Genomic DNA, 25,642 nt, shown 5'->3' on the forward strand with positions numbered 1-25,642 from the left:
ACTTGACAAACGATAAGTATCTATGTTTTTAATTTACACACAATTGTCGATCGACAGTTAAACAGTATTTTGTATCGTGCGGCTCTGTCAGAAGTTCGATCGCACTTAAAGATATCTCATATATCTGCACCCGATCGGTACTCCCGCACAATCTTGAGAAACCGGGTTTTTTCCCAAATCTTCGCCTGTCACCAAATATTCTCGCAAAAACCCCGTTTCTGACTACCCACCCATCAAATACAAAACAACTGCCAACAGCCAAAACTGTCAACAGTTGTTTTACATATTCAATGCGGATGGCGAGACTCGAACTCGCAAGGACATAATGCCACACGCACCTCAAGCGTGCGCGTATACCAATTCCGCCACATCCGCTCTTTCCGGCAATCTCTGGGTTTTTTGCGTTACGAGTTAAAGATTTACAGGTTGAGGTTCCTGACATTTAACTTGTGACTTGCCCTTTTGCACCGCCGATTTAGAATCATAGCACCACTACGCGCAAAATGTAAAATAAATTTTTATGAACAATTTCTGCAAAAGCATTGTCCAGAACATACCGAAAGGCATTATTGTACAGAATATTGAGTGAATTAAGCAGCGAAGATGGGGTTCTCAAAAATTTTAATCGCTAATCGGGGGGAAATAGCCCTCCGCATACTTCGCACCTGCGAGGAAATGGGGATTGCCACGGTCGCCGTTCACTCCACCGTAGATAAACACGCCCTGCACGTCCAGTTAGCAGACGAAGCCGTTTGCATCGGCCCCCCCACCAGCAGTAAAAGTTATTTAAACATCCCTAACATCATCTCGGCGGCCCTGACGCGCAACGCCGCAGCGATTCATCCGGGGTACGGCTTCCTCGCGGAAAACGCCCGATTTGCCGAAATTTGTGCTGACCATCAAATTACCTTCATCGGCCCGTCTCCGGCAGCAATGCGGGCGATGGGCGACAAATCCACGGCGAAAGAAACTATGCAGCGGGTGAAAGTTCCGACTGTTCCCGGTAGCGGCGGATTACTGATAGATGAACATGAGGCTTTGTCGGTAGCCCGCGACATCGGCTATCCTGTGATGATTAAAGCTACCGCCGGCGGGGGAGGCCGCGGTATGAGGCTAGTCAGAGAAGCGTCGGAACTTCCCAAACTTTTCCATGCAGCCCAAGGTGAAGCCGATGCAGCTTTTGGTAATCCGGGACTTTACTTGGAAAAATTCATCGAAAAGCCCCGACATATCGAAATCCAAATTCTCGCGGATAACTACGGTAATGTCATCCACCTCGGTGAGAGAGATTGTTCGATTCAGCGCCGGCACCAAAAACTCCTGGAAGAAGCGCCCAGTCCCGCCCTCAGCCAGAAACTCCGAGATCAAATGGGTCACGCGGCGGTGGCTGCTGCAAAAGCTATCAACTACACCGGTGCGGGTACTGTCGAATTTCTGCTTGACAAATCGGGCAAGTTCTATTTCATGGAAATGAACACCCGGATTCAAGTGGAACATCCTGTCACGGAGATGATTACAGGCCTGGATTTGATTGCCGAACAAATTCGCATCGCCCAAGGTGAAAAACTGCAAATCAAGCAAAATCAAGTAATTCTCAGCGGCCACGCCATCGAGTGCCGGATCAATGCTGAAGATCCCGATCGCAATTTCCGGCCTCACCCCGGCATCATCAGCGGTTATTTGCCTCCCGGCGGCCCCGGCGTGCGGATGGACTCTCACGTTTACACCGATTACGAAATACCTGCTTACTACGATTCTTTAATCGGTAAAGTAATTGTATGGGGGCGCGATCGACCTTCAGCCATCAGCAGGATGAAACGGGCATTGCGGGAATGCGCCATCACCGGAGTTCCTACCACCCTCAGCTTCCACCAAAAAATCCTCGATAGCCCCGAATTTCTCAGCGGCGAAGTTTATACGAATTTTGTCGAACAGTTCATGAACCAAAATGGTCATTAGGCAGTTGTCAGTTGTCAGTTGTTAGTGGGCAGTTGTTAGTGGGCAGTTGTTATTAGTGGGCAGTGGGCAGTTGTTAGTGGGCAGTGGGCAGTGGGCAGTAGTCATTAGTGGGATTAAGGTGGGCAATGCCTGCACGGCCCGCGTCAATCTGGTGAAGAATATCCTTAAGAACTCGAAATTTCCTTTCTGGCAGTAGTCAAGACTCCTGCTAAGGACTACTGACTAACAACTAACAACTGACAACTAACAACTGACAACTAACAACTAACAACTGACAACTAACAACTGACAACTAACAACTGACAACTAACAACTGACAACTGACAACTAACAACTGACAACTAACAACTAACAACTGACAACTGACAACTGACTATTACATCATCATCGTCAGGATTCCTTGCTGGCCGAGAATCATTTCCCTGAGCAAGCTACAGATACCGACCCAAATAATCGGCGTAATGTCCACTCCGCCGATCGGCGGTACAATCTTTCTAGTTACGGCTAAAAACGGTTCCGTCGGCCAAGCAATCAGGCTCAACGGCAATTTGCTCAGATTTACTTCGGGATACCAAGTCAGGACGATGCGAAAAATAAATAGCAAAGTCATCACCACTAGGACAGAGCCCAGAATCCAACTTGCAACGGTAATACCAGTCATGGGTCTTATCTCGAAATCTTAAGTTTTGTTAAGTCAGCTTTTCATAATTTTAACCGTTTCACAAGTGCGATCGAACAAAAACGGCAGATTTTTTCCGGTCTTATACCTTCAAAGCGACAGACTGCTTGACTTTGAGGGTGCGAGGGTTCGAGTTGGCGAGAGGGAAAATATTGCTTCTGCCCTAGATCCGTGACATCCCTACATCCATTGCAACATCCTTGGCCGAACTTCCCCGTAAGAACTGAGTGCTGATAAAATTAATAAAAATCAAACTCTTGTAACAAAGGTCTTGAATCTATGACTCCTTCACTCGCGAACTTTTTGTACAGCCTGCTGGCGGGCGTGGCGGTAGTAGTGATTCCAGCAACGATCGCCCTGATATTCATCAGCCAAAAAGACAAAATCAAGCGCACCTAAAAAGTCTGGGGGTTTCTAAGTCCGGCGTGAAAGTCAATTTTCGACTACACGTCGGGCATTTCCCCGATCCAAGAAACCTCGGCTACCAGCAACTGTGAAGGCCAAACCTTCGGTTGAGGGCTTTCGCTGAGGTTTTTTCCCGTTAAACTCATTACTATAAGGTTCCCGAACCAAGCTGAAAGCCTGGGTGGGTGCTGCCATTTAAAAGTACAGTCGGGATAACAGACTTATTGATAGATTTAAAATCTAACTCGCTAACATAGGAAAGACATAGGAGATAGGCTAATGGTCAATTTAGGATTGAACTGGAGCAGCCTGCTAGGGATCATCCTAGCAGTAGCAGGGGCAGGACTGTACTTTCTGCGATCGTGGCGTCCCAAACTAGCCCGAGACCACGATATTTTTTTTGCAGCAGTCGGTCTGCTGTGTGGCGGTATTCTGTTATTTCAAGGATGGCGGCTCGATCCCATTCTGGCCTTCGGTCAGTTCTTACTCACCGGTTCGGCAATATTTTTTGCAGCCGAAAGCATAAAGCTGCGGGGAGCGACCACAGCCCAAGCCAAAAGTCGCGCCCAATACGTAGATGAAGAACGACCCGTCAGCAACGCCTACGCTTACGAGGGCTACGATAGCGATATCGACCAGCTAGAACCAGAAGAAGAGTACCCGCAGCGTCCCCGGATTAGGGGCAGCCAAGACTACCGTTCTTCGCGGGAAACCTACGACGACGAGCCGCGCCGTCGTCCTTCGAGTCGCAACGGCAGCATTAATACATCCAAGCCAGACTCGATGGTCGATCGACCATCGCGCAAACGTCCTTCCCGCCCTGAAACCGCGCCCGCGCAAGATTCAGACAACTGGGACATTTCAGACAACCCCGAAGAAAGACCGGCCCGCAGCCGCAACCGTCGCCCCCCCGCTTCGGAAAACCCGAGTTCCGACACACCGCCGAGAACCAAAAAAACCCGTCCTGCGGAAGGGTCGAGGTCTCGCCCCAGCACCACCCGCGATGTGGAAGCACCTCCGTCAGACTACGTGGAGTACCGACCAGTGGAATACCCGGAAGACCAACCGGATAATTCTCCTAGTTTCGACAAATAGGGAAATATATAGCATTTCGAGCGAAAGATGAGGTGCCGCTGGGCATCGGGCATCGAGCATCGGCCCGCGCAGGGCATCGGCCCGCGCAGGGCATCGAGCATCGGGCATAAGGCATACCTCATTACGCTTGAGAACCGCTATAAGTATGTGGGTGAAACTCAACATTTTTCGCGCCAGCAACGCAAAATATTAAGTTGCGTTTATCGATGCCCATCTACTTATAGCCTTTCTCAACAAGTTGAGATTTTAGATTTGAAATTTGAGATTGAAGGATTGAAGGATTGAGGGAGCGATCGGTCAAGGAAGCATTTCCTGCATTGTAAAAATTATTTTTTTGCTTGAGTGCTGTCCCCGAAGAGCGAGTATTGTACAAATCGCGATCGGGGACAGCACTCTTAATACAAAACACCAGATGCTCCCTCGGTCAATACCTCATCCGATTTTTCTTAAAATTGCGATGTTTTCAAATATTATAATATTTTTCAAATAACACCAGAATATGAAGATCGAGTTAGCTAGATCGAGTAAAATAAAAATAAAAACTAATACAAAAAACACTATTTAAAATATTTAATGATATTCCCAAGCAACGTGTTTTGCAAGTTTGTAGCGAGGAATTTGGTTCGTATTTTAGAAGGACTCAAGTCCTCACTACAAACCTGTGCGATCGCCCAAAATACAACTTGTGGAACAAACAAAAAATATAAAAGTCTCAAATATGAAATCTCAAACCTCGAATCAGCAATATGCCAATACTACAAATAGGAGATCCCGCGCCTTGGTTTTCCATAGCTGCCTCCAATAACCCCTTATTTCATTTCTCGACGGTTGGCGGCCGACGAAATGTGCTATTTTTCTTTGCCAGCACAGCTTTCGCAGAAGTTCAAGTTATGCTCAAAAGCTTTGAAGAACTTTCAGCAGAATTCCAAAACTTGCAAGTACCGCTGTTCGGAGTTAGCGTTGATGCTGCAGACAAAGAACAAGACAGACGGACAACAATTGCTCCGTCATTCATCTTTTTCTGGGATTTTGATAAAAAACTCAGCCAACAGTACGGCGTTTGCCGAGATATCGAAGAAAATGGAGTAGCCGGAGTTCACTATGCACCTCAAACTTTTGTTCTCAACGAAAACCTTCAGGTAATTAACATTGTCCCGATGGGAGATCCCCACCAACACGCGCTGCAAGTATTGGATTTTCTCAAAAATTTGCCGCCCTTAGAGACAGCCCGACAAGCCACTCGACACGCCCCCGTCTTAGTAATTCCTAACGTTTTGGACAAAGCTTCTTGCGGCGCTTTGATCGATTTATACAAAACTCACGGCGGCAGTCCCTCGGGCTTTATGAGGCAAATAGACGGGAAAACTGTTGGCATTCATGACGATAATTTTAAGAAACGCCGGGATTTCTATATTGAAGACCCCGAATTGCAGCAGCGATTGAGTGCGATTATTTTGCGCCGGGTGCAGCCGGAAGTTGAAAAAGCTTTCCAGTTTACAATTACTAGGTTTGAACGGTATTTGGTAGGCTGTTACGATGCTGAGAGTGGCGGTTATTTCCGGCCGCACCGCGACAATACGAGCAAAGGTACTATGCACCGCAGATTTGCGATGACTCTCAACTTGAATCCGGCGGAGTATACGGGGGGATTTTTGCGGTTTCCTGAGTACGCGCCGCACGGTTATAAAGGGGATTTTGGTACGGCGATTATTTTTTCGTGTTCTCTGCTGCACGAAGCAACACCGGTGATTAGCGGGCAGCGTTTTGCTTTGCTGTCTTTTTTCTATGGCAATGAGGATGCTAAGGTGCGGCAAGCTAATGTTCATTATATCGATCGCCCACTCGATTCTAGAATTGCCGAAACTGCTGGAAATTCGTAGTTTACTAACAAAAAACTGGCCGCGTGGCGATCGACCAATTCTCCCAAAACCCAGCCGCAGGTGAAAAATTCAAGCAATCTCAAGCTTCAATTTTTCATTACCCTCGCGCAAGTCCTAAAATAATTAGAGGTAGCAGTTAGCATTAGCCCAAAAAGCTAACTGCTACCTGTTGGCAGTTAAATACTAATTCACGACCATGAATTTAAAACTTTTAAGTTTAGCAGTATCAGGAATTGTCACAATTGGGGTTGCAGCCAGCCCTGCTGCGGTTGTTGCTGCGATTCCGGGACGGCCGGAGGCTGATTTAAAGGAACTTAACTCGGTGCATTTCCCAGGTGCGATCGCCCAAAATAATGCCGAAGAACAAATCAACATTCGAGTCTACGAAAAAGCAAGTCCGGCGGTTGTCACCGTCGATACAGATAAATCTAACGGTAGCGGCACAATTATCAGCCCCGACGGCATGGTGTTAACTAACGCCCACGTTGTTTCCGCAGGCGGTACCGTGAATATAATTCTGTCAGACGGCAAAAAAGTTGTCGCCGATGTGGTCGGATTTGGCGAAGATGGTCTAGACTTAGCGGTCGTAAAGATTCGCGGTCAAAACAATTTGCCCACAATTCCGATCGCCCGTCCCGGTTCGGTGAAAGTCGGACAACAAGCATTTGCGATCGGCAATCCCTTCGGTCAATTTCAAGGTACTTTGACAGTCGGAATAGTCAGCCGCATTGACCCGCAGCGGGGCTTAATTCAAACCGACGCAGCCATCAATCCCGGCAATTCAGGAGGCCCGCTGCTCAACAGTTCTGGAGAATTAATCGGCGTCAATACTTCTATTTTTACTCGCGGTCAAGGTGGAGGCAATATCGGTATCGGTTTTGCAATTTCAGCAGACAAAGTACCGGGTTTCCTGACAGCGGTGCGAGAAGGGCGAGCTCCCCGCGTTGCTCAGAGGCGATCGCCCTTTGGCAACAAATCACCTCAAAAAGTTGCGTTAAACGGGCCCGCCCTGAGCGGCAAACTCACCACCCAGTCTAGCGTTCTCCCCGCAGACAACAGCTTTTTTGACCTCTACTCCTTTGAAGGAAAAGCGGGCCAGGAAATCACAATTGAAATGACAAGTCAAGAAATTGACCCTTATTTAATTTTGCTCGGGCCCAACCAGCGCGAAATCGCGCAAGACGATGACGGTGCAGGTAGTAAAAACGCCAAAATAACGCTCAGGCTGCCAGCAGACGGCACTTACACCCTACTGGCAAATTCCTACCAAGCTAGGCAGTCCGGGGCTTATACGTTAGAACTGAAAGCGAGTGCTCCTACGGCACCTTCTCGGGCGATTTTGCAAGAAGAAGGCGCTTTAGTCGCAGGCGGCCCGGTATTGCCGTCTGATAACAGTCTGTATCGAGAGTATACTTTTGAAGGTCGATCGGGTCAGTCTGTAACCATTTCCCTAGAAAGTACAGATTTCGATCCCTATGTGGCTATCTTTAGCCCCAACGGCCGATTGCTGGCAGAAAATGACGATGTGAGCGATGAGACTAAAAATGCGTTTCTGAGTGTCACTTTGCCCGCTACGGGTCGCTACCGCGTAGTTGTCAATGCTTTTGATGCTTCGGGCCGGGGTCGTTATACTCTAACTGTCCGTTGAAAATTGGGAATTGGGAATTGGCCAAACAGGGAATTGGGAATTGGGCAAACAGGGAATGGGGCATTGGCCAAACAGGGAACTGGGCATTGGCAAAACAGGGCATCTTGCCCGATCGCGACTTGTCCGCTGGCGAAGCCGAAGCAAGTCGAAGCAAGTCGAAGGGTAGGCATTGGTCGAATTATTTTGATTCTTCCTTCTTCCTGATGACTAATAACCAATAACCAATAACCAATAACCAATAACTAATAACCAATAACTAATAACCAATAACCAATAACCAATAACTTCTTCCCTCTTCCTTCTTCCCTCTTCCTTCTTCCTTCTTCCTTCTTCCCTCTTCCTTCTTCCTTCTTCCTTCTTCCTTCTTCCTTCTTCCTTCGTTGCAAATCGAGGTAATTCATGCGTCAATTTAGATTTTGGGCGATCGCGCCAATTGCTTTACTAGCTACTTTTTCTAGCAAGCCGACTTTCTCGGTGCCAGTTTCAAACTCCCAAGGAGTTGCTAACAACAGTTCTACCCTAATTTCAGCAGAATTGCCTCAAAATTCACCTGATGCGAGTTCTACAAGCAAAGCTGTTTTAGCTCAAGCAAGCCCCAAGCCTTCGCCAACTCTGAGCCCAACTGTCGAACCTTCGCCAAGTCCAGCAGGGGGTTCGTCTAAGGTCATATTAGATCAAAAGGGAGAACTCAGCCCTGCTAAGTCTTCTGTACTGCCCTCGGACAGCAGTTTGTACGACGAGTATACCTTTGAAGGGAATCAGGGTCAGAAAGTGGTTATTAGCGTAGAAAGTAGCGAATTTGATACTTATCTGGCTATTTTCAACTCCAAGGGCGAGCTACTTGCAGAAAATGATGATGTAACGCAGCAAAATTCCAATTCAGAGTTGACTGTTACTTTATCTGCGAGCGGTCGCTACCGCGTCATTGTCAATGCTTACGATGCGCCTCCCAAAGGTAGAGGTAAGTACAGTTTGACCGTCCGCGAAACAGCACCAGATTAATTGTCTAGAAATCGATTATCTATTTCTAAAATTCCTCGATCTGCGAGTTACAAACCAGGGTCACAATTACAGGTTAAATTTGCAACAACTTAACTCTATTTCCGCTTTTTCAAAGCAGAGATTCAGGTAAAAAATAGATAATTATCTATTTTTTATATCGTGTGCGGTCGATTGAAAAAGATAAAATTGGTTCGTAGTGCGGAATGCGAGTCCGCACTACGAACGGTTTTTGTTACGATCGCCGATCGAACACGATATTATATCAATTCCAGTTACACTCATACATGATGTTAACAGTCAACAGTCAACAGTTAACAGTCAACAGTCAACAGTCAACAGTTAACAGTCAACAGTCAATTTACTATTCCGATGAAAAGAGGATTTGATATTACGCATGGGTTGCCAGAAACCGAGTCTTTTAACAAAAAAACTTGGTGACAGCCAGAGAATCGTTAAATAAGCAGGTTTCCTAGCATTTTTAGCGCAGATGGCGATCGATTTAACGCAGGCCGAGCCAAGTGAAAAAATCCTGGCGCGTGAAGAATTCTAGCAGCAAAAGTGCCACGAATCCCACCATCGCAAATCGTCCGTTGATTCTTTCGGCGTAAGCATTCCAGCCAAAGGCTGGTGCTGCTGGTGTTGGGGTATTTGGGGCTGTTGGTTGGGGAGATGGAGGTGTTTTAGCAGTCATTTAAATGTTTTGAGTTGCGAGTTTTGAAACAAGATTTTTTGGAAGTTTTGCGATCGCACAACTTCCAATTTACCGGAAAATGACAGCCGATCGCTAATCTGCTAAATTTTCTAAATTTTGAACCGATTCGATCAGATTCCGCACAGTTTCGGTACCTTCGGAAGGCTCAAAAAATAGGGGGAATTTGCCGCGAGCGATCATTCTCAAGCCCAAGGGGCCGAGACTGAACAAACCTTTAACGTCGCGGAAGTAGTTTCCTACTACTTCGATCCCAAATTTGCGCTCGTCTATCCAACCGCCTTCTTTGACGAGTTCGATCAATACTTTGCGGTGGCGGATCGATCGACTGGCTTGGTCGTCTTTGCGATCGAGAATCTCCTGCTTAATTTTACCAATTTGATCCATCGGCGCAACTTCCATCGGGCAAACCGAGTTGCAGTAATAACAGCGGGTGCATCCCCACACGCCGGAAGTACCTTCGTTGTATTTTTCGAGCCGGTTTTCGGTTTCGCTATCGCGGGAATCGGCGATCGTGCGGTAAGCTTTCGCGAGGGCGTGGGGGCCGACAAATTCTGGGTTGACTTCGCGGGCGTTGCACTCAGAATAGCACGCGCCGCAGAGGATGCAGTTGCCTGTTTGGTCGAGTTTCGATCGCTCTTCGGGAGTTTGCAGAAATTCCCGTTCGGGGATTGCTCGCGAGGCGGTACTGACATAGGGTTCCACAGCTTCTAGGTTGTCCCAAAAACTGGTCATATCAACAACCAAATCTTTAATTACCGGCATATTTCCCATTGGGGCGACGGTAATTTCTGGGATAAAATCCGCAGGCTGTTCTGTCGAACTGGAATAAGCTATTTTTTGCAGTCTGGCGAGTTCGCTACCGACATTTTCTTTGCAAGCTAAGGCCGATCGCCCATTAATTCGCATCGAACAACTGCCGCAAATTGTGTTGCGACAATTTTTCCGAAAAGCTAAAGTGCCGTCCTGTTCCCACTTGATACTGTTGAGGCAGTCTAGGATGGTATTGCTTTCTTCCACCTCTAGGGTGTAAGCGCGAACGCGGGGAGCCTCGTTTTGATTTTGGCGGACTACGTTAAAGCGGACTTGCATATTTTGATTAAGAAATTTAGTGTCTATTTTAAACGTGATTTATTGATGGTATCAAAAGCTATTAATTCTTTTAACATATACCTCAAGTAGTAGATTTAACTAATTTTTTTATTGTTTGGTAACAGGGAATACTTCCCAAGTCATAAATCATCAATTACAACTTTTTTTAGCGGATTTTTGATGGGTTAATGGAAGAGAGAAGTAATTGATCGGTGGAGTTAGCGAGTCGGAGGTGCTGTGATGTCTAGCTTGTTTGTTTTAACTTTTATGTTTTCAATGCCAGCTTTTTGTCTGGGTTTGGTGAATCCGCAATGGGTGGGAATGGGCGATCGCAAGCTATCTGTGAGTTTATACGGCGTTTTGATGGCAGTTTCGTTTGTTTTGGTGGGAGTGACAGCACCTAAGCCGCCGCAGCCAGTTGCTTCGGCACTGCTAGCCTCAACTGAACGGTCAGAATCTAAAGTAAGCCCACTTTTGCGCTGAACGTAGCTGCCCGTACACCTCACTTTTGTGGCAGCGTTACGAAAAATTTTACCAGGAGTTATGCCAGGTTAGGGCGATAAATCGGTTTTTTTCACGAAAACTACGATCGCCAAAAACATCAGTTAAGGCCTTGATTTTTTCGGTAATCTTACTGATGTGAAGAACGCAAATCGATCGGCTAAAATGGGTAATTGTTGAGCTTGCGGTGCAGGTGCATCTATGACTTACAGCTTGAGAATTGTCGATTTGCCAACCAGCGAACGGCCGCGGGAACGGCTGATGGCGGGTGGCCCGAAAAGTTTGGCAACGGCGGAATTGATTGCGATTCTGCTGGGTACCGGTCAGGGACAGGGCAAACTTTCGGCTGTAGGGCTGGGACAGTATATTTTAAATCAGTTGAGCCAGCACCAACGTGACCCTCTGGCGGTGCTCCGCAGTATTAGCGTTCAGGAGTTGACTCAAATTCACGGGATTGGCCCTGCTAAGGCGACTTCGATTTTGGCTGCGGTGGAGTTGGGGAAGCGGGTGTTTCAGTCGCGACCGCCGGAAATGGCTGTGGTTGACTCTCCACAAGCGGCTGCGGATGCTCTGAGTCAGGATTTGATGTGGCAGTCTCAGGAACGTTTTGCTGTGGTGCTGCTGGATGTAAAAAATCGGCTGCTGGGAACTCAGGTAATTACGATCGGTACAGCTACCGAAACTTTAGCTCACCCTAGGGATATATTTAGAGAAGTGATCCGCCAAGGGGCGACGCGGGCGATTATCTCGCACAATCACCCCTCGGGAATTGTCGATCCGAGCCCGGAGGATATTGCTTTGACGCGACAGTTGCTGGCGGGAGCGCAGTTTTTGTCGATTCCGCTGTTGGATCACTTAATCTTGGGAAATGGCGATTTTCTGAGCTTGCGGCAGACTACGACACTTTGGGAGGAGTATCCCCAGGGCGATTGAACTCTTATTCTTAACTAACTCGATTGCTATGATTAGTTATTTGTATATTTGGCCTGTCCGAGGGCTGAATCAACCGTCATTGTAGGATATTTTTGAGGCTGGAGTCCCGGAGGAAAGCCTGTTTTGGCTGAATGTCGCTGCTGATACTTAGTTGCGCTCGCAACTCGGTTAATCTAGTATAAGTAAGCTGAAGAGGTCGCTAATTCGATTTTTTTTGAGCATACTAAACATATACTAAACCAGCACCTAAATACCCAATACTTAAGAAATTATTAAATTGGGTGTAAAATACACGGCGTGGTGATAGGAGAAAAACTGTGTTTCTGAGACTTGCAGAACAACACCGTAAATTCGTCCAAGATTTGGTAATGAACCTTCAGGCTTTGGCGATCGTGCTAGAGCGTAGGGGTTATTTGGCATCCTGCTACACTTGCGGGGGTCAGATGAACAGTGCCTCATTTATGGTCAGTTTGACGGACAACCATCTGATTCGATTTTTAGTGTCAGATTACGGTATCACTTGGACGGAGATGCGGGACGATCGCGAACTGATGAAACTTGAAGGTGCCGAAGCGATTAGTCAGTTACAAGAACTGGCAAATCTGGTGAAGTATCACATCCAACCTGCGGAAGCTACTTTGGCGACGGCGCAGTGAGTTTAGCGACGGTACGGTTCCGAGGTAGGCCAAGCCCGAAATTCGGTGCTTGTCTGCTACAACGGCAACCCCCAACGATTTAATTGAGAGGATTTAAAGGTTGTAGACTGATGGTAGCTCAACCGACAAGGGTGCTTTGAGAGTGCCTTCAGACATTCAGTTTAGCGCTGAGTCGATCGAACTCCCACCAGTCAGACGGCATAGTTTATGCAATTCGCCTCAAACTTGGAACCCCTAGTTTTTAGGTGCTGCAGTTGACTCTCCCTTGAGAGCGATCGACAAAATGTAGAAGTGCTACTGCTCGTCTGCTGCGATGTTAATTTCCCACTTTGGCCTTCAAAAGTCAAGGAATTGCAATTAACTTTGAGCAGGCAGGTCAAATTTAACATCCAGAGTGAGGATGAGGCTGTGAAGATTGGGCGAAAAGCCGCTCCGGGGTGTGAAGTACGGGCAAATAGGGTTTATTTTTGCTTTTCGATTTAGCTGATAAAGCTAACAAATAATTAACTTGAAACAGCATCGCTGCTGTAAAAATCTCACAGCCGGCTTTAGCCGGCTAAGTTTTGTGTAAGTAAGGGCTTGTGGGAAATATTTTGCGGTGTTGTTAAACAACTATTAGAAGTGCGCGATCGCGCTTGCCAACTCTTTTATAATATTTTAATGATGAGTCCGAAAATATCGATCGCCAAGCTGGGAATCAAAATCAAATGGTAAATTTAAGCGAACTTCTAGAACCAATCGCCAGTCAATTTCGCAGCCTGGGAATTCCCGAACCAATTACCCATTGGGGACATCCTGTAATGATGGGGATCGTGATTGTAGCGATGGGCAGTTTTGTCGGCTATACAGGATGGCAGGGACGCTTGGCCGCCGATAAGGATGTCGCGCTCAAAAGTCGATCGGATCACCGCAAGCTTGCACCGTGGATGTTTCTATTTTTAGCTTTGGGCTACACTGGTGGACTGCTGTCGCTGGTGATGCAGCATCAGCCCGTGATGGAAAGCCCGCATTTTTGGACTGGTTCGACAGTGCTGGTTTTGCTGGCTGTTAGCAGCTTAATTTCGCTGACTGGTTTTGGGGGGAACAAGCTAGCACTGCGCGCGGTTCACGCTTATTTAGGCACGACGGCTTTAGCACTTATGGTACTGCACGCAGCTTTCGGTTTAAAATTGGGTCTGTCTATTTAGAAGAGGAAGAGGAAGGGTTCGGGGAAAGGAAAGAATGTAAAAAAAGAAATTTTGCCATAACTCGCGCAGGGGTAGCCAGAAACCGGGTTTTTTAGCTAAATACACGGCGTTTAGCTTTTTACCCCGGTTGAAAAACCCGGTTTCTTTGGTAAGGAGTTGATAAGTCCCGCATCGGTTTCCCTGAAATATTCCCCTCTGATATCGTTCTCTCAACAGTCAACAGTCAACAGTCAACAGTCAACAGTCAACAGTCAACAGTCAACAGTCAACAGTCATTCCGGTGTTACCGGAATTGATATGAGTTTCTAATTAATGAATCAAGCAACGGGTGTCATTTTCTGTCTAGCCTACATTCTGGGATTGATTTCTACAGGAGTTTTTTGGGGTAGATACGCGATACTAGCTTTGGGAATCGCCGTCGCAATCGCGATGCCTAAGTTGTTGCTCAAGCATACTAAAAAACATTTTAAAACTACTAAAAAAAGACGCACCAGAACTCCTAAAAATGCTATAGAAGAACCCTTAGAGACGAGGGAAAAATTGAGTTTGTTGGAGGTGCTGCCGAGAGCAAAATGGGTTTGGCCAATGGCGGGTTTGCTGGCATTTTTAGCTAGCTTTTATTTGGTATTTCGATCGCCCCAACCGGCAATTAATGACATCAGCAAATTGATTCCGGCGGAGGGAAACACTCAAGAAGTCGTAGTGACAGTTCGCGGTAGAGTGGCGAGTAACCCTCGATTAACCCGATCGGGCCGATCGCAATTTTGGCTAGACACAGATGTAGTTAGCGGAATCAACGGTAGCGACGGAGGAGTAGTCGTCAACCGCCCTGTATCAGGCAAACTCTACGTTACAGTGCCTCTACTGCAAGCAACGGGCTTGTACGCCGACAATACGATCGCAGTTGTGGGATCGCTATACAAACCACAGCCGCCCTCGAATCCGGGGGCTTTTGATTTTCGAGCATATTTAGCCCGAGAAGGGGCTTTTGCAGGGCTCAAAGGGCGTCAGGTTGACTGGAAGAGAGAAAAGGCGATCGCCGATGTCAATCGAGTTAACAGCACAACTGGCGCTTTCTGGGAGTCAACCGGGATGCAGCCATCGCCAATTCAAGCGATGCGGATGCGGATCGCGCGATCGCAATTATCGCATTTGAATGTTCCCGAAGGGCCGCTAATAAGTGCGATCGCCCTCGGTAAACAAACCGTCGATTTACCTTACAACATCCGCGACTATTTTGTGCAAGCTGGATTGGCCCACGCGATCGCCGCTTCGGGCACTCAAGTTTCAATGGTTTTGGCTTTAGTTATAGCTTTAACCAAGCGTTTTTCCAAACAGTTACAATTTGGATTTGGCGTAGGCGCTTTATTTTTGTTGGTAGCACTAACAGGCTTTGAAGCTTCAATATGCCGCGCCGCACTGATGGGATTTGGCACATTATTTGCTTTGGTGTTAAGCCGCGAAGTTAAGCCATTAGGATTGCTGTTAATCGCTGCGACTATTTTACTGCTAGTTAACCCTTTGTGGATTTGGGATTTAGGTTTTCAACTGAGTTTTTTGGCTACTTTGGGATTAGTGGTGACAGCGCCGCCGCTGATGGCAAAGTTAGACTGGATGCCGCCCGCGATCGCTTCAATTGTGGTGGTTCCGATCGCAGCTTCAGTTTGGGTGCTGCCGCTGCTACTTTACGTTTTTAGTGTGGTATCACCTTATAGCATTTTAGTCAATATTATTGCGGCTCCTTTGCTGTGGATTTTGAGTATTGGCGGGATGGTTAGTGCTTTAGCAGGATTGATTTTTCCGCCGGCGGGAAGCGTTTTAGCGCAACTGCTGGACTATCCGGCAAAGGGCTTAATTGCGATCGCCCAATATTTCTCGCAATTGCCCGGTAATTCGGTAGCTGTCGGTCAAGTATCGGTGTTTCAGTTAATCGCACTTTACAGTTTAATCTGTTGGGTTTGGCTGGGGGGAAGTTCGGCAACGAGCAATGTGCGGGATGTGACGGATGTACGGGATGTCACTAATAGAAGAAGCAAGACAGAAAAAGGAGGGAAGCAGGAAGTAGGAAGAGGGAAAAATCAGGGAAAGGGGAGAGGGAAGCAGGGGAAAAGCAGAGTTATTCGGCTGCGGATTTCTGCGGCTTGGATTTTCCCGCTGGCGCTAATGGCGGGAATTGCGATCGTAGTTTTGCCTGCTTGGCACGTTAAATCATCTGTGTTTAAAGTTACTTTGCTGGCGACATCTGGCGATCCAGTTTTGGTAATTCAAGATCGGGGAAAAGTGGCGCTAATTAATAGTGGTGATGAAAATACTGTGAAGTTTACAGTGTTGCCTTTTTTGCAGAAGCAAGGTATTAATTCTGTGAATTTTGCGATCGCCACTCACGGTCATTTAGGTTTGAGCGGCGGTTGGGGAAAATTACTAGAACGCTTGCCCATTAAAACATTTTATGATAATAAAGATTCCAAACAAATTCACCGCGGCAACGATGATAAATTTATGACGGCTGTGCAATCTCGGCAAGGCGTTTACTTTCTTTTAGAAACTAACAGCACAATCGATCTGGGTTCGACGCGGTTGCAGTTCTTGGATGCAGAGATTCCGGTAGTAGAATTATTGGTGAGGGGGCGTACTTGGTTGATTGTCGGTGACATGACACCGGAAGCCCAAAGTATGTTATCAAAAAGATTAGCAGCCGCAGGAACATTCAAGGCGGCGCAAGTGCTGTTGTGGTCGGGAAAAACCCTGACAGCCGAGTTATTGGAGGCAGTTGGGCCGCAAGTGGCGATCGCCTCTGCAGACGAAATCGACCCAGAAACCGCAGCCAAACTGCACCAAAGCAAAACCCGGATTTTTTGGACGGGGCGCGACGGAGCTCTTCAGTGGACACCCACAACGGGATTTAAGACGACTCTGGAATCAGAAGAAAATCAAACTTCTTTTCTCTAAGGATTTACAAAGTGGGGCACTGTGCGGTAAGATACTTTTAGCTCGCATCTCAATTTAATTGGAGAGGTGGCAGAGCGGTTGAATGCGGTAGACTCGAAATCTACTTTAGGAGCAATCTTAACGTGGGTTCAAATCCCACCCTCTCCGTCCTAGAACACTTACCAAACCAGGCTTGGGCACTATCAGCTTCCTCCGCCACAGCTTCGGTTTAATAGGTAGCGGTATATATAAGTGGTACAGATACCACTTATATATACCGCTATTTTGTTTTTACACTGTTCGACCGTTATTTATCTATATCGTATCTTTATCAAAAAATAATATAGAACCCATTTGATATCTATTCTGCGTCAATCTCAGAAACCGGGTTTCTCTCTATATTTCTCGTAACCCAACCAAAAACTCCAAGAATACCCGGTTTCTCGCCATGAGCGTAAATCTCAGAAACCAGTTTCTCTCTATATTTCTCATCACCCAACCCAAAAACTCAAAGATATCAAATGGGTTCTATAAACACAATAACTAACCCTAGGGTGCTAATTCCGAATTACCTGCGCGGGCCAATTCCCTGCGCGGGCCAATTACCAATTACCAATTACAAATGCCCTGCGCGGGCCAATGCCCTGCGCGGGCCAATGCCCTGCGCGGGCCAATGCCCAATGACTAATCTTTTCATTTCCAATACCTGCGCCAGTGAAATAAATTCTCGCATAAATTCTGCATCAAAGTATTGCTGCGGAAGCGCTGCGACTCCCAAATAGTAGCAGTTTGACCGTTAATTGCCGAAAAACTCGACCAAATATAAGGAAGTTCCGCGATCGCCTCAACCTTCATCCCGTGACGCACAGCCAGAGCGATCGCATGAATCAACTCAGCAGCTTGCGGCCCCACAATACTCGCTCCCAAAATCTCCCCATTGCGACGCGCGACAATCTTACAAAAACCAGTAGTCTCCCCGCACATTTGAGCTCTTTCAACATTCTTAAAATATTCTCGACAAACAATCAAATCGTCTCCAAAACGACGCCTTGCTTGCGCTTCTGTCAAACCAACCCTCGCCAACTGCGGATCGGAAAAAATCGCCCAAGGAATCCCGCGATAATCTATTTGAAACAGCGGCAAAAACAAAGCATTTTTCACAGCAACCGCAGCTTCGGCATTAGCAATATGAGGGAACGGATAACCCCCAGCAACATCGCCGATCGCATAGATGCGCGAATTAGTTGTTTGCAATTTTTCATTTAAAATCAACCTGCGATTGTTAAATTTAACCCCAACCGCTTCGAGATTTAACGATGGAAAATTGTGTCCGCGGCCAGCAGCCAAAAAAATCTCCTCAGCTTCGATCGCCCTGGGCCCGGCTTGAATCCACTTTTTACCCTCAATCACCCGAGCTTGAGTCACCTCAGTAGAAGTCAGAATGCGGACTCCAACCGCCTCCATTGCAGCTTGAACCAAGCCCGCAGCCTCCCGGTCTTCTTTGGCCAAAATCCGCGAAGCCTTGACCACAAGCGTCACAGCCACCCCTAATCGAGCAAAAGTTTGAGCCACTTCTACCCCGCTGGGATCGGCACCAACTACAGCCAAACTTTGAGGTAACTGTGGAAGTTTAGTCAATTGGGCGACAGTTTCCGAAGTAAAAAAGCCGACAGACAAAAGTCCTTCAATATTGGGAACCGTCGGTAAAGTTGGAGAAGCTAGCAAATAACAGCGCGATCGCAAAGATCGATCGCCCGTAACAAAAGCCAACTTCGGTTTTGCAACAAACTCGCCGCTACCAAAAATAATATCGACCCCGCGAGCAGCCAAAACGCCGAGATCGTCAATTTCTTCTAAATTAGAAACAACACCTTCAGTCCATTTGAACAGGCCATCTAAGGGCAATTCGAGCGGCACCGACGAATCAGCCACATCCGGGCGAACCCCCAACTGTAGGCGGCGAAGCTGCTGAGCAAAACGAGCAGCCTCGCTCAAAGTTTGGCTGTATCTCAAGCCAAAGTCGATCGACACCTTCTCCTCAATCGGCAAATCTGGCGAATTGCTTAACGGTTCCACTAAAGCAACGCGGGCCGGGAAATTAGTTGCCGTCAAAGCAGCATAACGTCCCGCCGGAGTTCCACCAATAATCACTAAATCATAATCAAGCATAAATAAAATTGTCAGTTGTCAGTTGTCAGTTGTCAGTTGTCAGTTGTCAGTAGTTATTGGTTATTAGTTATTGGTTATAGCAAGTTTAAAAATATCAGCGAACAACATTTATATTTCTATTTCTTTCTTCTCCTTCTTCTCCTTCTTCGTGTCCTTTGCGTCTTCGCGGTTCGTTCAAACAATCAATCAACAGCGCCAAGAGAATATATTACTTCCAAATAATTTATACAAGTGCGAGCATCTCCCTCGCAATGCAAGCAACATCCTCAAACTCCCAGCAACATCAGGCGATTCACAACCGACAACAGACATCCGCAAGTCCAGCAATCAGTCGCAGATTGTCCGCCTTCTCGCGCACGGCTACTCGAAAAAATCGATCGCCCAACTCAGGAAAACTCAAACAATCCCGAATCAAAATCCGGTGTTTTTCCAGCAGACTTTTTTGAATCGCAGCCACTGACAGCGACGACTCAACCAACAAAAAATTAGCCGCCCCCGTCCAAGGCCGCAAGCCAGGTAAATTAGCCAAACCCTCAAACAGCTCTTGGCGAGCCACAGGCAGCCAATCCCAAGTTTTCCGCTCAAAAGCAGCATCTCGCACCACAGCAGCAGCCGCCGCCTCCGCCAGAGCATTCACAGGCCAAGGATCGCGCCGCAACTGCCAGCGGCGGAGAATATCGGGATGGGCGATCGCACAGCCCATCCGCAGTCCCGGCAGAGAATAGAATTTAGTGAGCGATCGTAAAATCACCAAATTCGGAAACTCCTCAACAGCAGCGATCGAACTTTGCTGTTTTTCCGGTGGTAGAAAGTCCATAAAAGCCTCATCCACCACCACCATACCTAACTGCTCCACATAAGGCAAAATCGCCTCCCTACCGAACAGCAAACCCGTAGGATTGTGCGGGTTGTTCAATAGCAAACCTCGATCGGCCCCCAGAGCAAAAGGAACCGGGACAGCAGGAGAAAGAGAAACAAAAGAGCGGTTAGAAACCGACAAACCATCAGTTACTAACCCGCTCAAAAGCTCCTGGCCCAACGATTTGAGATCCAAAGGACAATCGAGCACCTGCGCCCCAAAAGCCGAAAGAGCCCGCCAGTAATCGCCAAAAGCCGGAGTCACCAAATAAGTAGCCTCCAGTTTCGACAAATCCCAAGCCGCCCAAGTCAACAATTCCGCCGAACCATTCCCCGGCAAAACCCAATCCGGGTCAACATTAAACGCCTCACCCAAAGCAGCCCTCAACTCTCCATAATCCGGGTCTGGGTAAGCCGTCAGACTGCTCGAGCGAGCTTTAATCGCAGCCAAGGCCGACTCAGGAGGGCCCAAAGGACTGATACTGGCAGAAAAATCGAGAATAGCAGAAGCTGGGCAGCCAGCTAATGCGGCTGCCCAAGCTAAATTCCCACCGTGTACAGGTCTGATCAAGACTCAGTTTGCCCGTTATTCGGCGTTTTTCGCCGGTGCAACTCTGTCCTTAAACAACTTCCCTGCAGAAAATGCAGGAACTCTGGTTGCCGGGATTTCCATCTTGTCGCCGGTTTTTGGATTGCGACCCTCACGGGCCTTGCGTTCCCGCGACTCAAACGAGCCAAAACCGACCAGCGTCACCTTGTCGCCCTCGGAGACAGCTTCCATGATTGCTTCCAAAGCAGCGCTCAAAACCGCATCTGCCTGTTTTTTAGTGACAGTAGCCTTTTCTGCCACTGCATCAACCAATTCACCTTTGTTCATTCCGAACTCCTTCTGGAATTTGTAAAATACGTCAAACCGAGTTCAACTATTAGCTGTGAGTGGTAACTGCATTGGGAGTTTGGATTTGGAGATTTGGGTAGTCCCCTATTGCTCCAGCCCGCTTCCCCCTGAAAAACTCCTGCTGAATACCAATTACCCTAGGATAATTGGTCAGAAAAGGAATTTTTGTTTTTAATTGCTGAAAACCCCACAGCATCTAATTTTCACTGCATTATTCTAAAGTCTTGCCGACCGTTATGGATCGGTGGAACCTTTAATTTATATGGAACTTGCCAACTTTTTAAATTAATACCCAAATTTCGTTAAAAAAATACCACTTTGGAGAGCCGATTTCTTGCCTCGGTGGATTTCAGAGCGGACAAAAGGAGAAATAGAAAGAACAAAATGTCATTTGTCAAGGGCTAAAGGATTTTTTTTTCCTTCTTCCTTTGTCCCTTTCCCTTTTCTGGGCAGGGCCGCCGGACTAACGCACTGCCAACTAAGAGGGCGGGCACTCACAGGCACCGCCCCTGACAACAGCCAACAGCCAACAGTCAACTGATACCATTTTTATAAAGATGTGCTATGGATGAAGTCTTAGCCCCCCCGAAATCGCGGGGGGGTTGGGGGGGTAATATCTAGCGCTACTTTAGAAAAATGGTATGACAACAGCCAACTGACAACTGACAACTGCCAACAGCCAACAGCCAACTGACAACAGCCAACAGTCAACTGCCAACAGCCAACTGACTACTATCTCGGTTGGACGGGCTGGCTGCGCTGCAACAGTTGGCGCGCGTCGGGACTGATGTTGTTTTGATAGCCAAAGTTCGATCGATCGCTATCATCCAAAATCTGCGGAGTCAGCAACACAATCAACTCCGCCCGCTGGTTGGCCTTAGTCGTGCTCCTGAACAGCGAACCGATAATCGGCAAATCTCCCAAAATAGGAATCTTGTTCGCCGTAACCCGTTCTTCGTCGCGGATAATCCCCGAAACAATCAAAGTCTGACCGTCCCGCAGGCGAATTAGCCCCGATTGCAAAGAGCGCTCGCCCAGCAGCCTGATAATATTGGTGTTCGCGCCCGTAGACAGTGCTTGCTCGTTGCCCGGTGTCCTGATCACCGGGTTCACCCGCAGAGAGACAAAGCCATTATCGTCAATTCGATCAATCGCCACCCCCAACTGCAAACCCGCCTTATCTTTGACCGCCGTCACCGTTGTGGTACTTGTATTGCCGGTAGTCTGCGTTTGCGATGTGACGTTACTGAGCACCTCATCAGTAATATTTACATTCGCCGTTTCTCCTTCTTGAACCACCAGAGTCGGATCGGTGAGGATTTTGGCATTCTGGCTTTGAATAGTTGCCCGCAACGCCGACAAGAACCTCCTCGGATATTGGAACAGCGGGAACAGGGCAAAAGTCGCACTTCCGGTAGAATTCACCGTTGCAGGGTCAAACGCCTCGTAGTCGCTAATCCCAACTCGCGCGGGGTCATTAGTAATCGGCGCTGTCGGCTGGACGAACAACCCGCCACCGAGTCCCGTGAGCGGTACGTTGATTAAATTTCCCCTAGGATCGTAGAAAGGTGTCCTGTTTTCTGTGGGAATGTCTCGGTTGCCGACAATGGGCCGAGCGCTGATCCCCCCAAGGTCATTAGGACCGGGCGGATTGATGCCGCCAAAATTGAGACTTGCTGCTCCGTTGTCATTGACAAAGAAATTGTTATTAATGCCGAAAGAGAAACTGCTGCTACTTTGGTTGTTTCCCAGCAAGTTGACATCGATCACCTTGACGTTGACAGCCACTTGACGGCGGCGCAAATCTAGCTGAGTCAAGAAAGCTACGGCAATATCGACTTTGCGCGGATCGCCCACCAAAGTGATCGAATTGAGTCGGGCATCCGCCAGCACCGACAGCCCCCTCAGCAACAGCGGCCCGTTGCCGTCCTTAGCGCCAATTGCCTTAATATCCGGTTCCCGAATTTCCACATCCCGCGCCGCATTTCCCTGGCCCACGGTTTGAATAGTCACCCGAGTAATCGGCAGTTGAGTTTCTGCACCTTGAGCGCTCAAAAAGTTAGCTGCATCGGTAGATCTGACTTGATTGAGCCGCAGAGTCCGAACGATAATATTGCGCGAGTCTAGGGGCAAATTAGAACCCACAAAAATGGTGCGCCCGACGCGGTTGGCTTGCAGTCCGCTGATCCGCAGCACGTAATTAAAAACATCCTGCACCGACTCATTTTCGATGTCCAAGGAAATCTTCGGCCCTTCATCGGAGCCTCCTGCTGCTCCCGGTGCGGCCGCCGGTTGGCCCGGCCCCGCCGCCCCGCCGCCTGTAAAAGCAATGTTCAATCCCGCAGCGCGAGCGAGCAGAGCTAAAACGTCTCGTACTGGGGCATCCCGCAGCACCAAGCGGGGGATGCGTTCTCCCGAACTCAGCTCAATATTTCCTACGCCGGGGGCGATGTTAGATACGGAGATATCTCCCAATGGCGGCGCTACAGCCCTGGGCACGAAAGGGGCAGCTTGATTGGTTTGAGATTGAATTTCGCTTGGTAGGGGCGGGCGATCGTCCCTAGTAACAGTAACTTCGGGATTTGGCAGCAGCACGCGCTCGTTTTGCGAGGTGCGGATTTGGGGAGCTGGCCGGGGAGCTGTTTGGTTCAGCGGCAGTCCCGGAGGCGGCGGGGGCAAAGCTTGGGTTTGGTTGAGCGCGGGCAATGCAGGCGCTGCTGCTTGGGTAGATTGCACAGTCCCGCCCTGTCCGGCAACGCTGAGGACGATGTTTTGGCCTTGTCCGGGCATAACTTGTCCGTTGGGAACTCCGTTGGTGCCGGCTACCACAACGCGGATGCTGTTAGCTTCTATCTGGGTGATTTCTACTGAGGAAATGCCCGGAGCTGGGTTATCTTGACGGAAGCTGTTGCCTTGGGACAAGCGGAGCTTGGTGTTGGTAATTGTGGCTTGGTAGGTATTGCCGCTGTTGATGGCGAAAACTTGCGGGCGATCGCCCTTTTCCGTAGCCAGGACAATATTTACCCCATTATTGGCTTGACTTACTTGCACTCCTGTGACTTGAGTCGGCGCTGCCGAGACTGGCGCTTGGGCGATTATAATTCCAGCAACGCTGCTGAAGATTCCACCACTTAACCGTAGATGCTGTTTCACGTTCTCTCCTCCACTACACTTGGTTATTTGTTGTTCGCAATCTTGACTAGCGAGCTTTTGGCACTAACTGAAACCTCTCTCGTTTTCAGCTTTTTTGAATTAAGAAAACAGGTATAATTAGGCACGAACTATCATTTCAAAACTCACAAAAAAAATTTTTGATATTTTTTTGTGAATCCAATCTTCAACATTTTGCCTTTAACCTTCTGCCGAAACAGCGAATTGAAATAGCTAAGGAATAGCAATTAAATAACTGTTATTCGTTCCGAGCATTACCAGGCCATTCCTGGTAATGCAGGGCCGGATACTCTGCCTCTTTTTGCCTCGCCACTTCTGGAGAGAAAAAAGTCTAGCCGATGTTTGAAGTTATTCAATTTGCGTTCCTAATATAGCCTTGCGAGCGAAAAATGAGGTGCGATGGGATTTTTCTTCCTAATGGACAATTTATGACTTATCTACAGCAATTCTTGCAGAATTTTTGGAATTGCTCGTTACCCGACTTTGCGAAAGTAACGCATATCCCGAGCAAGAGCCGACTTAGATAAACTGATTGCTATAGTACCCCGAAACCTGGTTTTTCACCAAAACACTAGCCAAAAAAATCTTGATTTCGGTAAAAAACCAGTTTTCTAGAGTCTTCTGTATAAGCCATGTAATTAAGGAGTTCATGTACCTCGCAGAAATTGAAAACCGCTATATCCGCTCGCCTAGCGCTATTTGGCAGGAATCGGAGCCGGAGTTGGCGGTTTTTCTTCTTGCTTTAACGGCAGGAGCGCGTACAAGTCAAAAGCCGTTTTAATTTTTGTTTGCGGCTGAGCTACTGGGATGATTTTCCCTTTCAAAAAATCGATTTCTATGGACTGATTTGATGCTAGCAATTCAGATTTCAAATTCCTCACTACTAACAGGGACTGCATCAACTCCAAACTACGCATAAAATTGCGGGTTTGAGCGAAATTGCCTTCAAACTCTACCTTATATTTTTTGCGCCTGAGCTTGCCAACCAGGGATGGCCCGAAGGACGTATCGTTGAGAATATCAGGGTCTGGAGCTCCCGCCGCAGTTGCTGTAGCTGGCGGCATATCCGGCTCAAATTTGGTAATTTTAGCCTTGAGGTCGTCTCCTTGCACGCCGGCGTTGATGCGATTAACCAGTTGGGTCATGTCAAGCAGCAGGGTGTTGGCGCTTCTATCGCTTGCAAACATTGCCGTCACTTGGGCGCGGCGCTGTTTTGCTTCTTCTTGCTTGGCTTCTGCTTCGGCCTTTTTTTGAATTTGAGCTTGCAATTGCACTTGCGTTTGCTTGCTTTCGACCAGTTTTTGCTTGAATTCGCCGCTTTTTTGGAATTCTGGGAGTACGAACTGGTAGCCTAGGTAGCCGGCCACGCCGAGGCCGAGAACCGCGATGCCTATGGCTTGGATTTGGGGTGTCAGCTTAATGCCGAATATTTCCTTACCCCCTGTCTCTTCTGCTCCGCTGGGAATAAACTCGTTTGCTGCTGTCATGGTTTTTTCACTTCTCCTGTTTGTGATTCTAGTATTCCTTTTTCTTGAAGTGTTTCTATCCGTATTGCTAGTCCGTCTGCTTTCTTGTTCCGCAGTTCGGGGAGCAACTCGGAGGCTCCAGTCGGGCTGAGTGTGGTTTCAATTTTATATTCCACCACTGGTCGGAGTTTGGGAAGTTCTGCTGCTGATTCGGTTGGGTTGCGTACTTGTAATTGTGTGGGGTTGTTTTTTAATGTGGCCGCTACCAGTTTGGTATCGGTGTCGAGGAAGAAAGGAGAGCGCTGGACTAGCAGAATAAAGTCGTTAACTTGAGCAAAGGTAGTTGCTATCCCTGAAATTTGTACTTTTGCAGTTTGGGGCGGGACGACGGGGGTGGGAGCCTGTC

23 protein-coding genes and 2 tRNA genes are annotated in these 25,642 nt (G+C 47.9%); 13 read left to right on the plus strand and 12 right to left on the minus strand.

Annotation, left to right across the window (positions count from 1 at the left end; all coding sequences use genetic code 11):
* Positions 1-291: 291 nt before the first annotated feature.
* Positions 292-375 (minus strand) — tRNA-Leu (locus tag AACV78_RS20865).
* Positions 376-603: 228 nt separating this feature from the next.
* Here AACV78_RS20865 and accC point away from each other — a divergent pair.
* The gene (accC, locus tag AACV78_RS20870) at positions 604-1,959 is read left to right on the plus strand and encodes an acetyl-CoA carboxylase biotin carboxylase subunit (protein ID WP_194009447.1); all 1,356 of its coding nucleotides are present in this window, start codon (positions 604-606) and stop codon (positions 1,957-1,959) included.
* A gap of 376 nt (positions 1,960-2,335) precedes the next feature.
* Here accC and AACV78_RS20875 read toward each other — a convergent pair whose 3' ends face one another.
* Positions 2,336-2,620 (minus strand): YggT family protein, encoded by a 285-nt coding sequence (locus tag AACV78_RS20875; RefSeq protein ID WP_190736140.1) that lies wholly within the window; start codon positions 2,618-2,620, stop codon positions 2,336-2,338.
* Positions 2,621-2,917: 297 nt separating this feature from the next.
* Here AACV78_RS20875 and psbX point away from each other — a divergent pair, with 297 nt between their 5' ends.
* On the plus strand, positions 2,918-3,037 hold the full coding sequence (gene psbX / locus AACV78_RS20880) for a photosystem II reaction center X protein (protein ID WP_194009448.1): 120 nt from the start codon (positions 2,918-2,920) through the stop codon (positions 3,035-3,037).
* A gap of 285 nt (positions 3,038-3,322) precedes the next feature.
* Complete coding sequence (locus tag AACV78_RS20885) at positions 3,323-4,138, plus strand: Ycf66 family protein (protein WP_194009449.1); 816 nt, start codon at positions 3,323-3,325, stop codon at positions 4,136-4,138.
* Between the two features lie 214 nt (positions 4,139-4,352).
* Here the strand turns inward: AACV78_RS20885 and AACV78_RS20890 are convergent, their stop codons facing one another.
* The gene (locus tag AACV78_RS20890) at positions 4,353-4,547 is read right to left on the minus strand and encodes a hypothetical protein (protein ID WP_194009450.1); all 195 of its coding nucleotides are present in this window, start codon (positions 4,545-4,547) and stop codon (positions 4,353-4,355) included.
* A gap of 337 nt (positions 4,548-4,884) precedes the next feature.
* On the opposite strand from AACV78_RS20890, the gene AACV78_RS20895 reads away from it, so the two are divergent.
* The 3 genes from AACV78_RS20895 (at position 4,885) to AACV78_RS20905 (ending at position 7,887) form a co-directional block, all read left to right on the plus strand.
* Positions 4,885-6,018: a 2OG-Fe(II) oxygenase gene (locus AACV78_RS20895; RefSeq protein WP_194009451.1), complete on the plus strand. Its 1,134-nt coding sequence runs from the start codon at positions 4,885-4,887 to the stop codon at positions 6,016-6,018.
* Positions 6,019-6,214: 196 nt separating this feature from the next.
* Positions 6,215-7,666: a trypsin-like peptidase domain-containing protein gene (locus AACV78_RS20900; protein ID WP_194009452.1), complete on the plus strand. Its 1,452-nt coding sequence runs from the start codon at positions 6,215-6,217 to the stop codon at positions 7,664-7,666.
* The gene (locus AACV78_RS20905) at positions 7,663-7,887 is read left to right on the plus strand and encodes a hypothetical protein (RefSeq protein WP_194009453.1); all 225 of its coding nucleotides are present in this window, start codon (positions 7,663-7,665) and stop codon (positions 7,885-7,887) included. Before AACV78_RS20900 ends, AACV78_RS20905 begins: the two co-directional genes overlap by 4 nt.
* Positions 7,888-7,908: 21 nt before the next feature.
* Here AACV78_RS20905 and AACV78_RS20910 read toward each other — a convergent pair whose 3' ends face one another.
* Positions 7,909-8,067: a hypothetical protein gene (locus AACV78_RS20910; protein ID WP_194009454.1), complete on the minus strand. Its 159-nt coding sequence runs from the start codon at positions 8,065-8,067 to the stop codon at positions 7,909-7,911.
* On the opposite strand from AACV78_RS20910, the gene AACV78_RS20915 reads away from it, so the two are divergent.
* Positions 8,066-8,668, plus strand: a complete 603-nt coding sequence (locus AACV78_RS20915) for a PPC domain-containing protein (protein ID WP_194009455.1) — start codon at positions 8,066-8,068, stop codon at positions 8,666-8,668. The two genes, AACV78_RS20910 and AACV78_RS20915, sit on opposite strands and share 2 nt — an antisense overlap.
* 499 nt (positions 8,669-9,167) lie before the next feature.
* On the opposite strand, the gene AACV78_RS20920 is transcribed toward AACV78_RS20915, so the two are convergent.
* Together AACV78_RS20920 and AACV78_RS20925 are read right to left on the minus strand one after the other, a co-directional pair.
* Positions 9,168-9,359 carry a chlorophyll a/b-binding protein gene (locus AACV78_RS20920; protein ID WP_194009457.1) on the minus strand — a complete coding sequence of 64 codons (192 nt, stop codon included), beginning with the start codon at positions 9,357-9,359 and terminating at the stop codon, positions 9,168-9,170.
* A gap of 93 nt (positions 9,360-9,452) precedes the next feature.
* A complete protein-coding gene (locus AACV78_RS20925; RefSeq protein ID WP_194009458.1) occupies positions 9,453-10,469 on the minus strand; it encodes a succinate dehydrogenase/fumarate reductase iron-sulfur subunit in 1,017 nt (338 codons plus the stop codon).
* 240 nt (positions 10,470-10,709) lie between these two features.
* Here AACV78_RS20925 and AACV78_RS20930 point away from each other — a divergent pair, with 240 nt between their 5' ends.
* The 6 genes from AACV78_RS20930 (at position 10,710) to AACV78_RS20955 (ending at position 16,842) form a co-directional block, all read left to right on the plus strand.
* The gene (locus AACV78_RS20930) at positions 10,710-10,952 is read left to right on the plus strand and encodes a hypothetical protein (RefSeq protein WP_194009459.1); all 243 of its coding nucleotides are present in this window, start codon (positions 10,710-10,712) and stop codon (positions 10,950-10,952) included.
* Between the two features lie 219 nt (positions 10,953-11,171).
* Positions 11,172-11,903 (plus strand): RadC family protein, encoded by a 732-nt coding sequence (radC, locus tag AACV78_RS20935; RefSeq protein WP_194009460.1) that lies wholly within the window; start codon positions 11,172-11,174, stop codon positions 11,901-11,903.
* 317 nt (positions 11,904-12,220) lie between these two features.
* Positions 12,221-12,559 (plus strand): DUF1815 family protein, encoded by a 339-nt coding sequence (locus tag AACV78_RS20940; RefSeq protein ID WP_194009461.1) that lies wholly within the window; start codon positions 12,221-12,223, stop codon positions 12,557-12,559.
* A 707-nt stretch (positions 12,560-13,266) separates the two neighbouring features.
* Positions 13,267-13,746, plus strand: coding sequence for a DUF4079 domain-containing protein (locus AACV78_RS20945; protein ID WP_194009462.1), 480 nt, complete (start codon positions 13,267-13,269; stop codon positions 13,744-13,746).
* A gap of 312 nt (positions 13,747-14,058) precedes the next feature.
* Positions 14,059-16,695 (plus strand): ComEC/Rec2 family competence protein, encoded by a 2,637-nt coding sequence (locus AACV78_RS20950; protein ID WP_194009463.1) that lies wholly within the window; start codon positions 14,059-14,061, stop codon positions 16,693-16,695.
* A gap of 60 nt (positions 16,696-16,755) precedes the next feature.
* Positions 16,756-16,842: transfer RNA gene (locus AACV78_RS20955), tRNA-Ser, on the plus strand.
* A 525-nt stretch (positions 16,843-17,367) separates the two neighbouring features.
* Here the strand turns inward: AACV78_RS20955 and AACV78_RS20960 are convergent.
* The 6 genes from AACV78_RS20960 to AACV78_RS20985 form a co-directional block, all read right to left on the minus strand.
* Positions 17,368-18,843, minus strand: coding sequence for a dihydrolipoyl dehydrogenase family protein (locus tag AACV78_RS20960; protein ID WP_194009464.1), 1,476 nt, complete (start codon positions 18,841-18,843; stop codon positions 17,368-17,370).
* A 292-nt stretch (positions 18,844-19,135) separates the two neighbouring features.
* Complete coding sequence (cobD, locus tag AACV78_RS20965) at positions 19,136-20,272, minus strand: threonine-phosphate decarboxylase CobD (RefSeq protein ID WP_194009465.1); 1,137 nt, start codon at positions 20,270-20,272, stop codon at positions 19,136-19,138.
* A 15-nt stretch (positions 20,273-20,287) separates the two neighbouring features.
* Entirely contained in the window at positions 20,288-20,578 is a 291-nt protein-coding gene (locus AACV78_RS20970) for an HU family DNA-binding protein (protein ID WP_194009466.1), read from the minus strand.
* Positions 20,579-21,331: 753 nt separating this feature from the next.
* Positions 21,332-23,752, minus strand: coding sequence for an AMIN domain-containing protein (locus AACV78_RS20975; protein WP_194009467.1), 2,421 nt, complete (start codon positions 23,750-23,752; stop codon positions 21,332-21,334).
* Between the two features lie 713 nt (positions 23,753-24,465).
* Complete coding sequence (locus AACV78_RS20980) at positions 24,466-25,257, minus strand: pilus assembly protein PilO (RefSeq protein WP_194009468.1); 792 nt, start codon at positions 25,255-25,257, stop codon at positions 24,466-24,468.
* A partial coding sequence (locus AACV78_RS20985) for a PilN domain-containing protein (protein ID WP_194074329.1) occupies positions 25,254-25,642 on the minus strand: 389 nt, incomplete at its 5' end. The genes AACV78_RS20980 and AACV78_RS20985, both read right to left, overlap by 4 nt.

Origin of the sequence: Tychonema sp. LEGE 07196, assembly GCF_963890365.1 — a bacterium.
GTDB lineage: Bacteria > Cyanobacteriota > Cyanobacteriia > Cyanobacteriales > Microcoleaceae > Microcoleus.